Origin of the sequence: Lelliottia nimipressuralis, from assembly GCF_041464075.1 — a bacterium.
GTDB lineage: Bacteria > Pseudomonadota > Gammaproteobacteria > Enterobacterales > Enterobacteriaceae > Enterobacter > Enterobacter nimipressuralis.
Genome location: NZ_CP167172.1, coordinates 426,952 through 438,849, shown reverse-complemented (window position 1 = coordinate 438,849; position 11,898 = coordinate 426,952). Strand labels below are relative to the sequence as shown.

Here is an 11,898-nt window from a genome sequence, read left to right as displayed (position 1 = left end):
GCACTTTTTGCCCTCAATATAATGCAAATCCGACCACTTTTTGATCAGCCAATCGTTTTCCTCAACATGTAGTAGATCACCACTCCTGCAACCACAAGACCCCCGCCAAAACGACGTAAAATATTATCCGGCAGTTGGGTCATGGTGGCGATCATTCGGCGCCAGGCGCGCGGATAAAGCATCGGGCCAAGGCCTTCGAGCACCAAAACCAGAGCAAGCGCCAGCAAGATGGTGGAATTCATTTTAGCTCCTGATAAAAGAAAACCACCGCTCCGTTGAGAGCGGTGGTTTGATAACTCAAACGAGAAGGAGTTTATCGCGTGGCGTTGCCTGGCGTCTTCATATAACGGAAGAAATCGCTGTCAGGACTGAGCACCATCACATCCTGGTTGCTCTGGAAGCTGTTTTCATACGCACGCAGGCTACGGATAAAGGCATAGAAATCCGGATCCTGGCTGAATGCATCGGCAAACAGTTTCGCGGCTTCCGCATCGCCTTCACCGCGCATAATGCGGCCCTGACGTTCGGATTCTGCCAGCGTTTTCGTCACTTCATAGTCCGCTGTCGCGCGCAGTTTCTCAGCCTCTTCCTGACCCTGTGAACGGTGGCGACGGGCAACCGCTTCACGCTCAGCGCGCATACGGTTGTAAATCGCTTCGGACACTTCCGCAGGCAGGTTGATCTGTTTGATACGCACATCGACCACTTCGATACCTAACGCCGCCATACTGTTCGGGTTGATCACCGGCACTTTGCCGTTGGTTTCAGCCTGAACACGCTCAGCCGCTTTAGCAATCGCATCGTCCGCTGCTGGCGTCGCAACTTCGTCTTCCGTGCCCGCAGTACCGGAGTTCAGCGCATCACGCACTTCCAGGGTCAGACGACCACGGGAGTCGGTCACGATGTCTTTCACATCCAGACGACCAATTTCAGAACGCAGACGGTCAGAGAACTTACGTTTCAGCAGCACTTCGGCCTGAGAGACGTCACCGCCGCCGGTTGCCAGGTAGTAACGGCTGAAGTCGCTGATACGCCATTTGATATAAGAATCGACGATCAGGTCTTTTTTCTCTTTGGTGACAAAACGATCGGCCTGGTTATCCATCGTCTGGATACGAGCGTCGAGCATTTTCACTGATTCAATCATCGGGAGCTTGAAGTGCAGACCCGGTTCAAAGACCAGTGGTTTGTTTTCATCGTCACGAAGGACTTTACCGAAGCGCATGGTAATCCCGCGCTCGCCCTCTTTCACCACAAAGATGGAGGTATAAAGTACGACCAGCGCGATGATGATAATCGCAATAACTGACTTACGCATCGTTATTCCCCCTGACGCTGGCTGTCGTTACGCTGTGCGTTGGCACGGCGTTGGTCCATGATGTCACCATCGCTTGAAGAAGACGTGGTATTGGCGCTGGAATTGCTGCTGGATGCCGGAGGCAGACGCAGCAGATTGTTTGCTCCGCTGTTATCCTGCTTTGCCGCAGGCGCATTACCGCCTTTCAGCATCTGGTCCAGCGGTAGCACCATCAGGTTGCCACCTTTGTTGTCGTTCACCAGCACTTTACGGGTGTGGCTCAACACTTTCTCCATGGTCTCGATATACAGACGCTCACGGGTAATTTCCGGGGCAGCTTTATATTCCGGCAGGAGCTTCGCGAAGCGAGCCACTTCACCCTGGGCTTCCAGGATGGTCTGAGTCTTATACGCACGCGCCTCTTCGAGGATACGCTGCGCCTGACCGTTAGCACGAGGCTGAACTTCGTTGGTGTAAGCTTCAGCTTCACGGATGTATTGCTGTTCGTTTTCACGCGCGGCAATTGCATCATCGAAGGCGGCCTTGACCTCTTCCGGCGGACGAGCGGCCTGGAAGTTGACGTCCAGCAGGGTGATACCCATGTTGTACGGACGGATGGTCTCTTCCAGCTCGCGCTGGGTATCGCTACGAATAACGGTACGACCTTCGGTCAGAATACGGTCCATGGTGTATTTACCGATCACGCCACGCAGGGCGCTGTCGGTAGCCTGACGCAGACTGTCGTCGGCGCTGGTCACACTGAACAGATAGTGCTGCGGATCGGTGACGCGGTACTGCACGTTCATCTCAACGCGCACCACGTTCTCGTCAGAGGTCAGCATCACGCCAGACGCCGCCAGTTCGCGTACCGATTCCACGTTTACCGCAGTCACGTTATCCACGAACGTTGGCTTCCAGTTCAGACCCGGCTCAACCAGATGGCTAAACTTACCGAAACGAGTGACCACACCGCGTTCAGCTTCTTTAATGGTGTAGAACCCGCTGGCAGCCCAAATGATGACCACGGCAGCAGCAACAATGCTCACTACGCGGCCACCCATGTGCGGGCGCGGACCCTGAGTGGAATTTCCACCCGAGCCAGAACCTTTACCTGTACCGAAACCACCAAGCTTTTTGCTCAGCTTGCGAAAGATATCGTCCAGATCAGGAGGCCCCTGCTCGCGACCACCTTTGTTGCCATTTCCCCCAGAGTTGCCGCCTTGATTATTGCTGCTTCCCCACGGGTCGCGGTCTTGTCCGTTATTACCGGGCTGATTCCACGCCATGTATATGCTCCATATTTGTTATGCAAGGGCGAATTTTCAGGCTCGTGCACCTTTATCTGGTCAGACGACGTAGTCCACCAGCGTAGGTTCTTGTTTACAGAGGCGACGCCAGTCAACGATCGGCATACGCACCTGCATCCCCACGCTGCCGTCATCCTCCATCCACTCTTTTTCTATCGCCTGAAGCTGATAAAACCGGCTGCGCAGCCTGCCTTCCTGTGGCGGCAGACGCAGCGTGTGCTGAGCCACCTCACCAGAAAGACGTTCTGTCAAAGCCTGGAAAAGTAGTGGCACACCGACACCGGTCTGAGCGGAAAGCCAGACCCGAATCGGTTTGTTCTCTTCATCTCGGTCGATACGCGGCTCGAAATCGTCCAGCATATCGATTTTGTTCATCACCAGAAGCGTTGGGATCTCGTGCGCGTCGATCTCTTCGAGCACGGTATTCACCGCGTCGATGTTTTCCTGCACGCGAACATCCGCAGCGTCGATGATATGCAGCAGCAGCGTCGCCTGACGCGTCTCCTGCAGTGTGGCTTTAAACGCGGCCACCAGATCGTGTGGCAAATGACGAATAAACCCTACGGTATCCGCCAGCACTGTTTCACCCACATCCGCAACGTCAATGCGACGCAGCGTCGGGTCAAGGGTCGCAAACAACTGGTCTGCGGCATAAACCTTAGCCTCAGTGATCTGGTTAAACAGGGTGGATTTACCGGCGTTGGTATACCCCACTAGCGACACCGTTGGGATGTCAGCTTTGGTTCGCGAACGACGTCCTTGCTCACGCTGTTTTTCAACTCTTGCCAGACGTGAGAGGATCTGGGTAATACGGCCGCGCAGCAGTCGACGGTCGGTTTCGAGCTGGGTTTCACCCGGACCGCGTAAACCAATCCCGCCTTTTTGCCTTTCAAGGTGGGTCCAGCCGCGCACAAGACGCGTGGCCAGATGACGCAATTGCGCCAGCTCAACCTGCAATTTCCCCTCGTGGGTACGTGCACGTTGAGCAAAAATGTCTAAAATCAGTCCGGTACGGTCGATAACACGACATTCGCACAGGGCTTCCAGGTTACGCTCTTGAGCCGGAGATAGCGCATGGTCAAACAGCACGACGGACGCGCCGGTTGCTTTTACGGCTTCCGCAATTTCGACTGCTTTACCTTCACCAACAAAAAACTTTGGGTGCGGCGCTTTACGGCTACCGGTAATCACCTGTAATGCTTCGACACCGGCGGAAGAGACCAGAGCTTCAAACTCCTGGAGATCTTCCATATCTTTGTCTTGCGTAAAATAGATGTGTACCAGTACCGCATGCTCGCCGGCATCATAACGGTCAAACAAGCGTATTATCCTCAAAATAAATCAGCGGGGAACGCAGAAACCTGGCTCCCCGTGTGGAAAAACAGCCCGTTACCTTATTCGGTTTCTTCGCTGTCCTGCGCAGGAGCAGAAGAGCCCTGTGCGTTGCTGCCATGATGGTAGTTACTACCGGTGCCGCCGCCAGCGTTGTTGCTGTGATGAGATACTGGACGAGACGGAACAACAGTAGAGATAGCGTGCTTATAAACCATCTGGCTGACCGTGTTTTTCAACAGGATCACGAACTGATCGAAAGACTCAATCTGACCTTGCAGCTTAATACCATTCACCAAATAAATAGAAACTGGAACACGTTCACGACGCAATGCGTTCAGAAACGGATCTTGTAAAGATTGCCCCTTAGCCATTCTATCTTTTCCTTATATGCTTGTTATGTACTTAGAACCTTGCGATTCTGAAAAATTGCGCACGATACGACTTAATTGTACACATTCAGTCTGCGATAGCACCCACAACCTGTAAAACTTCATTGTACGCCTGGTCTGGTTTCTCACTGTCTAACCAGTGGATACCGTCCCAACCGCGCAACCAGGTTATCTGGCGTTTCGCTAACTGTCTGGTGGCGCAAACACCTCGATAAACCATTTCATCGTATGAGATCTCGCCTTCAATGTATGACCACATCTGGCGGTATCCGACACAACGAATGGAAGGCATGTCCGTATGCAAATCTCCGCGAGCAAATAGCGCCCGCACTTCTGCTTCAAAACCTGAAGCTAACATCTGATGAAAACGCTGCTCAATTCGTTGATGGAGCAGTTCACGGCTCGCCGGGGCGATGGCGAACTGATGCACCTGATACGGCAGAGCCTCTCCTGACGTTTGCGTCAGTTCCGTTAAAGTTTTACCCGAAATGAAAAAAACTTCCAGTGCCCGGGAAAGCCTTTGCGGATCATTTGGATGAATCCGTGCTGCGGCAACCGGGTCAATTTCCTCCAGCTGCTTGTGCAACGCGCCCCATCCCTGCTCTGCCGCCTGCTGCTCAATTCTGGCTCTCACCTCAGGGTCTGCGGATGGCAAGGGTGATAACCCTTCCAGCAGCGCCTTGAAGTAGAGCATGGTCCCGCCAACTAACAACGGTATCCGGCCCGCTGCGGTGATCTCGGCCATTTGCGCCAGCGCATCGCGGCGGAAATCAGCTGCGGAGTACGCCTGCGACGGGTCGAGAATATCCAGCAGTCGGTGCGGTGCCGCGCGCAGTTCTTCTGCGTCTGGCTTCGCCGTGCCGATATCCATCCCTTGATAAATAAGGGCGGAATCGACGCTAATCAACTCTACTGGCAAAACTTTACGTAGCTCAATGGCTAACGCGGTTTTACCCGAGGCCGTTGGGCCCATTAAAAAAATCGCCTTTGGCAGGCTCACCTTACTCACATCACTCATTTTTCAGGGCATTCATCGCCGAATCTAAATCAACACGTTGTAATAAACCACCCGGCGGTGCTTTGACCAAATGAGGGCAAAGACGTTCAACTTCGGCCAATACGGTAATGGCTTGCGCCATATTCCATGGATGATGGTCACTCGCTAAATGACGGGCGATCCATTGCGCGGTATTGGTGGCATCAAAGGTCGTTTGCTGCGCCAGGTAGCCTATCAGTTCAGGAATCAAGTTTTGTAAATTTTGTTGGCGTAAGGGTAAAGGCACCGCGCGAATCGTCACATGATGCGCCTCTAACACAAATTCGATGCCCATTTCCGCCAACAGCGCTTTCGCACGGTTTAAGAGGCCGGCTTCGTCCGCTGAAATTTTGAGCCGAACCGGAATCAGCAGTGGCTGAGCACAGGCCGCATTTGCCCCCGGCGTCAGCTGCGCCTGCTTCAGCCAGCGCTCAGCAACCGGTAACGCCAGCAGGGCCAGTTTCCCGTCACGCTCCAGCAGCGCCATATCCGGCGCAATGATGGTTAACACCCGACCAAAACTTTGGCTGTGGCCTCCCAGCGCGGGGGCCGCTGGCGCCACGGGCTCTTTGCGCTCTAAGGCCGGAGTATCCAGCAATTTGCTATAAAGCGCACCCTGCTGCTTTTGATAACCCGGCGCATGAGGGTAATTCGCCCCGCTCGGGCGCGGTGCCGGGCTGGTCGGGGAATAGCGCGGGGTTTCGGGTTCACGGGCAACGGCGGGTTCTGCAAACTGGTTACGGCCAGCCGCCACGCGGTTTTCCGGGATCGGACGCGGCGCGACGCTCTCTTCTTCCAGCGGCAATACCGGTTCCGCCTGCTGCTGTAAAACGCTCAACACGCCCTGATAAATAAAATCATGGACCAGACGCGACTGATGGAAACGCACTTCATGCTTGGCAGGATGCACGTTGACATCCACCTGATGCGGATCGATTTCAAGATAGAGAACAAACGCAGGCTGCTGATCCGCGCCGAGTTTATCTTCACAGGCCTGGCGGATCGCATGGTTGATCAGACGGTCGCGCATCATGCGACCGTTGACGTAACAATACTGGATTTCCGCCAACGCCGCGTTCATGGATTTTGGATCGGCCACCCAGCCGCGCATCGCGAGATCGCCGTGCTGCCATTCAATTGCCAGCGCCTGTTCCAAAAAGCCAGTCCCGCAAATCGCCCCCAAGCGACGCTCTTTCTGCCCGCCTTCCGCAACGGCGCGATACTGGCGCATCACTTTGCCGTTGTGGCTCAGGTTGATCGTCACGTCAAAACGCGCCAGCGCGATGCGGCGAATGATTTCGTCGATGTGGCCAAATTCGGTTTTTTCGGTGCGCATAAACTTGCGCCGCGCCGGGGTGTTGTAGAACAGGTCCAGCACTTCCAGCGTGGTGCCCACCGGATGCGCGGCGGGTTTGACGGTCACGTCCATGTCGCGCCCTTCCGCGTATGCCTGCCAGGCTTCCTGCTGTTCGGCGGTGCGGGAGGTGAGCGTCAGACGAGAAACGGAGCTGATACTGGCCAGCGCTTCGCCGCGAAAACCGAGGCTGATAATGGCTTCCAGATCGTCGAGAGAGGCAATTTTACTGGTGGCGTGACGCGCCAGCGCCAGCGCCAGCTCGTCTTTTTTGATCCCACAGCCGTTGTCGCGAATGCGGATAAGTTTGGCGCCGCCGCGTTCAATATCAATATCGATGCGGGTGGCTCCCGCATCGAGACTGTTTTCAACCAGCTCTTTCACGACCGATGCAGGACGCTCCACCACCTCGCCGGCGGCGATTTGGTTCGCAAGCTGCGGCGGCAGAACCTGAATCGGCATGATCTCTCCTTAGTTGGTCGCGCTCATGTCGCCAGGCAGGGCGGCGCTGGCGGTTTGACCCGCGCCCCCTTGCGGCGCTGACTGGAGCGGATGCGCGGCAAAATAGTTGCGCAGACCGTTATAAATCGCATCGGCAATTTGCTGCTGATAGCTGTCGCTGCCCAGCAGGCGCTCTTCGCCGTTATTGGTGATAAAGCCGGTTTCAACCAGAATCGACGGGATATCCGGTGAGCGTAACACCCCTAAACTCGCATGCTCAGGACGGCGTTTGTGGATCGCACCGACGCGCTGAAGCTGGCTAATCACGTTCGTCGCCACATCATACCCGACGCGCTGAGAATGGCCGAATTGTAAATCCAGCACCGCCTGGCTGAGATACGGGTCGGACTGGCTGTTCGCCAGTACGTCACCTGCGCCGCCGAGCAGTTCAGACTGTTTCTCGTGCTCCTCGAGCCAGTTCGCCATTTCGCTGTTCGCACGACGATTTGACAGCACCCACACCGACGCACCGGTCGCGCTGCGATTCGGCGCGGCATCCGCGTGAATCGACACCAGGAAGTTGGCGTTTTGCTTACGTGCCACGTCGGAACGCCCCATCACGGAGATAAAGTAGTCGCCGTCGCGGGTCATGACGCCTTTAAACATCGGATCGTCATTCAGCAACGCTCGCAGCTTACGCGCAATCGAAATCGTGACGTTTTTCTCCTGCGTACCACCCGGCCCAATCGCGCCAGGGTCCTGTCCGCCGTGACCGGCATCAATGGCAATGATCACTCTCTCATCGGACGACACCGCACGGGCGCGCGCCGCAGGACGCGTCACAGTATTGCTGCTGGTGACGCTGGTAAGACGATCGTTTTGCGCTTTGAACGGATTCCGCGCCGGTTCAGAAGGACGCGGCGCGACCACCGGCTGCTCTACACGTTGTGCCACGACGGGCGCTGGCGGCGGAGGGGGCGGCGGCGGAACATCGGCATTGATGGTAAAGACCACGGTGTAGTTGGCACCATTTTGCTGCTTCACCGCACGGGTTTTGCCGTTTTGCGTCAGATCCACCACCAGTCTTAGGGACTGAGGATCTTTTGCATTGCCGGAGCGAATACTTTTCACCAGGTTATTCCCGCTAAACTGCAGCGGTAGCCCCTGGATCACGCCGGTCTGTTTGATATCCAGCGCAACGCTACGTTTATCGACCTGGGTAAAGGCGTAATCGGGATCGCCCATAAAACTGAAGGTGATACGCGCCTGCGCATCACCGTTGGACACCTGAATGTCCGATAAGCTCGCCGCACCGGCCTGCGCGCACAGCAGCACCGTGGCGGCCAACAACCAACCTTTAACGCGATTAATCATCCCGTTATCCCTTCATTCAGCTGGCTAAGCGAGCCAGCAAGGAACAGCCTGATGAGGAAACTGCACTGATGCGTGCCTCACGCCCTTGCGCCTGGTAATCTAAGTGAATTTCGACATCCGGGTCAGGCAACACACCCGCACCTTGTTGCGGCCACTCCACCAGGCAAATGGCATCGTTGGCGAAATAGTCACGGATACCCATAAATTCCAGCTCCTCTGGGTCCGCAAGACGGTAAAGATCAAAGTGATATACCATCAGATTGTCGAGCGTGTAGGGTTCGACCAGGGTATAGGTCGGGCTTTTCACATTCCCTTTGTGGCCTAGCGCCTGTAAAAAACCCCGGCTGAAGGTGGTTTTACCCGCGCCCAAATCACCGTACAGATAGATGACGGTGGCACCGTCACAGGCCAGTGCCAGGCGCTTGCCGAGATCCAAAGTTGCCTGCTCGTCGGGTAAAGCAATCACACAATTAGTCATTTTCTACGTCAATCACATCCGGGTTAACAACACGCCGCAGCGTGTCAAAAAGATCGGTGGCCAGCATGCCGCGCGTTCCGTACTGCGCCGCCACTCTGTCAGCGGCGGCACCGTGCGCCACGCAGCCTGCAATAGCTGCATCATAAGGGGTAAGTTTCTGTCCAAGCAACGCGCTGATAATGCCGGAGAGCACATCGCCCATTCCGCCACTTGCCATTCCCGCATTGCCCGCGTCGATAATGCCCAGCGCGCCAGATTCACAGGCCACTATCGTGCCTGCCCCTTTCAGAACCGCAACACCCCCATAACGTTTTACCAGACGCTGCGCAGAAAGTAAGCGATCGCTTTCAATTTCTGCGACGCTGCAGTTAAGCAGCCGCGCGGCTTCGCCGGGGTGTGGCGTCAGGATGCGATTGTGACGTTTATCAGGATTGATTGCCAGAAGGTTCAGCGCGTCGGCATCCCACAGCATCGGTTTACGGCAATTCTCGACTTTCTGTAGCGCTTTTTTACCCCACTCCTGTTGACCCAGCCCCGGGCCTATCGCCACCACGTCCGCCCAGGCCAGGCTCTCTTCAAGAGAGTGCGGCGTGAGTTCGCTGACCATCAGTTCGGGGCGAGCAGTAATTAACGGCGGGATGTTTTCGATGCGAGTGAGCACTCGCACCAGACCCGCGCCCGCCCGCTGAGCGGCCTCTCCGGTCATACGAATCGCCCCTGCCGTGCCGTGATCGCCACCGATGATCACCAGTTTCCCGTGATCGCCTTTGTGGGACGTCGGACGGCGCGGCGGCAGCCACTGCGCAAGCTGGGAAGCATCAAAACGGGAAAGCGACGTTTCCTGGCCCGCAAGCCAGCTATCCAGGCCGAGCGCATGATGGTGAAGCGTCCCCACCACATCGCGCGCTTTGCCGGTCAACAATCCAGGTTTAAGGGCGATAAGGGTCACAGTAGCCGTGGCGTGAATCACCGCGCCAGGCGTCGCGCCCGTTTGCGCCAGCAGGCCCGAAGGAATATCCAGGGCGATCACGGGAGCGTGATGGCTGTTGGCATGTTCAATCAGTTTCGCAACGTTGTCGCGCGGAGCCTGGCTCAGCCCGGTGCCGAGTAGGCCATCAATAATCAGATCGATACCCTCTGGCCAGACGATATCCGCAGCATGGATCACGCCACCGGCGTTTAGCCAGGCGTCCCGGGCTTCGCTCGCTTCTTCTGGTAAAGGTTTGTCGCTCTCAAGTGCCAGCAGGGTTACATTCAGGCCAGCGGCGGCGGCCAGTCGGGCCACCACGTAGCCATCGCCGCCGTTATTGCCGTGCCCGCAAAGAATCAACCAATGAGTGGCGTGCGGATAGGTTTCACGCGCAATGCGAAACGCCGCTTCGCCCGCGCGAAGCATCAGCTCATACAGGGTAATGCCCAGGCTATCGGCCGCCTCTTTTTCAGCGCGTCGCAGGTCATCCGCAGGCCAAATGGAATGTGGTATACTTGCGGGGATTTTCTTCACCGTATGGTCCGTCATGTCACAGCCCCTCGATCTCAATCAATTAGCGCAAAACATTAAACAATGGGGCGCTGAGCTTGGCTTTCAGAAAGTCGGTATCACCGATACTGATCTTTCCGCGAGCGAGCCAAAACTGCAGGCCTGGCTGGACAAACAATACCACGGCGAGATGGAGTGGATGGCGCGTCACGGGATGATGCGCGCCCGGCCCCACGAGCTTTTACCGGGTACCCTGCGCGTCATTAGCGTTCGCATGAACTACCTCCCCGCTAACGCGGCGTTTGCCCGCACGCTGAAAGATCCCTCTCTGGGTTACGTCAGCCGATATGCGCTTGGGCGTGATTATCATAAGCTTCTGCGTAACCGCTTAAAAAAACTCGGGGAAACTATCCAGCAGCACTGCGGCTCGCTGAATTTTAGACCTTTTGTCGACTCTGCGCCTATTCTTGAGCGCCCTATCGCTGAAAAAGCCGGGCTTGGCTGGACAGGTAAGCACTCACTTATCCTCAGCCGCGACGCAGGCTCATTCTTCTTTCTCGGTGAATTGCTGATAGATTTGCCGCTGCCGGTCGACGGCCCGGTCGAAGAAGGGTGTGGTCGCTGTGTGGCGTGTATGACCATCTGCCCGACGGGAGCGATTGTCGAGCCTTACACCGTGGATGCACGCCGCTGCATCTCGTATCTCACCATCGAACTGGAAGGGGCGATCCCCGAAGAGTTCCGCCCGCTGATTGGCAATCGAATTTATGGCTGTGACGACTGTCAGCTCATCTGCCCCTGGAATCGCTACTCGCAGCTCACGGATGAAGACGATTTTAGTCCGCGTAAAGCGTTACATGCGCCGAAACTGACGGAGCTGTTTGCCTGGGACGAACCGTATTTCCTCAGGATCACCGAAGGTTCGGCGATTCGCCGTATCGGGCATCTGCGCTGGCTGAGAAATATTGCCGTTGCGCTGGGAAATGCTCCCTGGGACGAGGCCAATATTCTGGCGCTTGAAAAGCGCAGAGGTGAGCACCCACTTCTCGACGAACACATAGAATGGGCGATTGCGCAGCAAATTGAGAAGCGAAACGCCTGTGTAGTCGAGGTGCAATTACCTCAGAAAAAACGTCTGGTGAGAGTGATCGAAAAGGGGCTTGTACGCGACGCCTGAACTATTCACAGCCTGTGAATAAAATCATGAAGTCAGCAACCATCGGGCTTTGCAGAGAGGTCAAGAGATCTCAATAACATTTTGAAATGATATTTTTAGCTTTATATTCAATTGGTTATGAATATACCGTTCACCCTGCGAAGGTTTTTGGGCTTTTAGCAAAATAGTGGAATCTGTGGATAACTCTGTTCACAAGAGTTTGTCAGAAACAAAAGAAAGCGTCCCCAACG

General features: G+C 55.7%; 11 protein-coding genes. 1 reads left to right on the top strand and 10 read right to left on the bottom strand.

What is annotated here, in order from left to right; all coding sequences use genetic code 11:
- Positions 1 to 44: 44 nt before the first annotated feature.
- The 10 genes from ACB496_RS02105 to nnr all read right to left on the bottom strand — a co-directional run bounded on the left by ACB496_RS02105 (position 45) and on the right by nnr (position 10,530).
- Positions 45 to 242, bottom strand: coding sequence for a DUF2065 domain-containing protein (locus ACB496_RS02105; RefSeq protein ID WP_095280484.1), 198 nt, complete (start codon positions 240 to 242; stop codon positions 45 to 47).
- 71 nt (positions 243 to 313) lie between these two features.
- Positions 314 to 1,318 carry a protease modulator HflC gene (hflC, locus tag ACB496_RS02100; protein ID WP_100777894.1) on the bottom strand — a complete coding sequence of 335 codons (1,005 nt, stop codon included), beginning with the start codon at positions 1,316 to 1,318 and terminating at the stop codon, positions 314 to 316.
- Positions 1,319 to 1,320: 2 nt separating this feature from the next.
- Positions 1,321 to 2,583, bottom strand: coding sequence for an FtsH protease activity modulator HflK (hflK, locus tag ACB496_RS02095; RefSeq protein ID WP_100777895.1), 1,263 nt, complete (start codon positions 2,581 to 2,583; stop codon positions 1,321 to 1,323).
- Between the two features lie 60 nt (positions 2,584 to 2,643).
- Positions 2,644 to 3,924, bottom strand: coding sequence for a ribosome rescue GTPase HflX (gene hflX, locus ACB496_RS02090; protein WP_100777896.1), 1,281 nt, complete (start codon positions 3,922 to 3,924; stop codon positions 2,644 to 2,646).
- Between the two features lie 74 nt (positions 3,925 to 3,998).
- Positions 3,999 to 4,310 carry an RNA chaperone Hfq gene (gene hfq, locus ACB496_RS02085; RefSeq protein ID WP_006810391.1) on the bottom strand — a complete coding sequence of 104 codons (312 nt, stop codon included), beginning with the start codon at positions 4,308 to 4,310 and terminating at the stop codon, positions 3,999 to 4,001.
- An 85-nt stretch (positions 4,311 to 4,395) separates the two neighbouring features.
- The gene (gene miaA / locus ACB496_RS02080) at positions 4,396 to 5,346 is read right to left on the bottom strand and encodes a tRNA (adenosine(37)-N6)-dimethylallyltransferase MiaA (protein ID WP_371974231.1); all 951 of its coding nucleotides are present in this window, start codon (positions 5,344 to 5,346) and stop codon (positions 4,396 to 4,398) included.
- Positions 5,339 to 7,180, bottom strand: coding sequence for a DNA mismatch repair endonuclease MutL (gene mutL / locus ACB496_RS02075; protein WP_371974230.1), 1,842 nt, complete (start codon positions 7,178 to 7,180; stop codon positions 5,339 to 5,341). The genes miaA and mutL overlap by 8 nt, the downstream gene beginning before the upstream one ends.
- A 9-nt stretch (positions 7,181 to 7,189) precedes the next feature.
- Positions 7,190 to 8,533, bottom strand: coding sequence for an N-acetylmuramoyl-L-alanine amidase AmiB (gene amiB / locus ACB496_RS02070; protein WP_100777898.1), 1,344 nt, complete (start codon positions 8,531 to 8,533; stop codon positions 7,190 to 7,192).
- A 16-nt stretch (positions 8,534 to 8,549) separates the two neighbouring features.
- Entirely contained in the window at positions 8,550 to 9,011 is a 462-nt protein-coding gene (tsaE, locus tag ACB496_RS02065; protein ID WP_371974229.1) for a tRNA (adenosine(37)-N6)-threonylcarbamoyltransferase complex ATPase subunit type 1 TsaE, read from the bottom strand.
- Positions 9,004 to 10,530, bottom strand: a complete 1,527-nt coding sequence (gene nnr / locus ACB496_RS02060; protein ID WP_371974228.1) for a bifunctional ADP-dependent NAD(P)H-hydrate dehydratase/NAD(P)H-hydrate epimerase — start codon at positions 10,528 to 10,530, stop codon at positions 9,004 to 9,006. Before nnr ends, tsaE begins: the two co-directional genes overlap by 8 nt.
- Here nnr and queG point away from each other — a divergent pair.
- Entirely contained in the window at positions 10,529 to 11,668 is a 1,140-nt protein-coding gene (queG, locus tag ACB496_RS02055; RefSeq protein WP_319424112.1) for a tRNA epoxyqueuosine(34) reductase QueG, read from the top strand. The two genes, nnr and queG, sit on opposite strands and share 2 nt — an antisense overlap.
- Positions 11,669 to 11,898: the final 230 nt, after the last annotated feature.

Coding starts and splice junctions, on each gene's coding strand:
- ACB496_RS02105 (WP_095280484.1), bottom strand. CDS start 242: ATGAATTCCACCATCTTGCTGGCGCTTGCTCTGGTTTTGGTGCTCGAA.
- hflK (WP_100777895.1), bottom strand. CDS start 2,583: ATGGCGTGGAATCAGCCCGGTAATAACGGACAAGACCGCGACCCGTGG.
- miaA (WP_371974231.1), bottom strand. CDS start 5,346: ATGAGTGATGTGAGTAAGGTGAGCCTGCCAAAGGCGATTTTTTTAATG.
- amiB (WP_100777898.1), bottom strand. CDS start 8,533: ATGATTAATCGCGTTAAAGGTTGGTTGTTGGCCGCCACGGTGCTGCTG.
- nnr (WP_371974228.1), bottom strand. CDS start 10,530: ATGACGGACCATACGGTGAAGAAAATCCCCGCAAGTATACCACATTCC.
- mutL (WP_371974230.1), bottom strand. CDS start 7,180: ATGCCGATTCAGGTTCTGCCGCCGCAGCTTGCGAACCAAATCGCCGCC.
- queG (WP_319424112.1), top strand. CDS start 10,529: ATGTCACAGCCCCTCGATCTCAATCAATTAGCGCAAAACATTAAACAA.
- tsaE (WP_371974229.1), bottom strand. CDS start 9,011: ATGACTAATTGTGTGATTGCTTTACCCGACGAGCAGGCAACTTTGGAT.
- hfq (WP_006810391.1), bottom strand. CDS start 4,310: ATGGCTAAGGGGCAATCTTTACAAGATCCGTTTCTGAACGCATTGCGT.
- hflC (WP_100777894.1), bottom strand. CDS start 1,318: ATGCGTAAGTCAGTTATTGCGATTATCATCATCGCGCTGGTCGTACTT.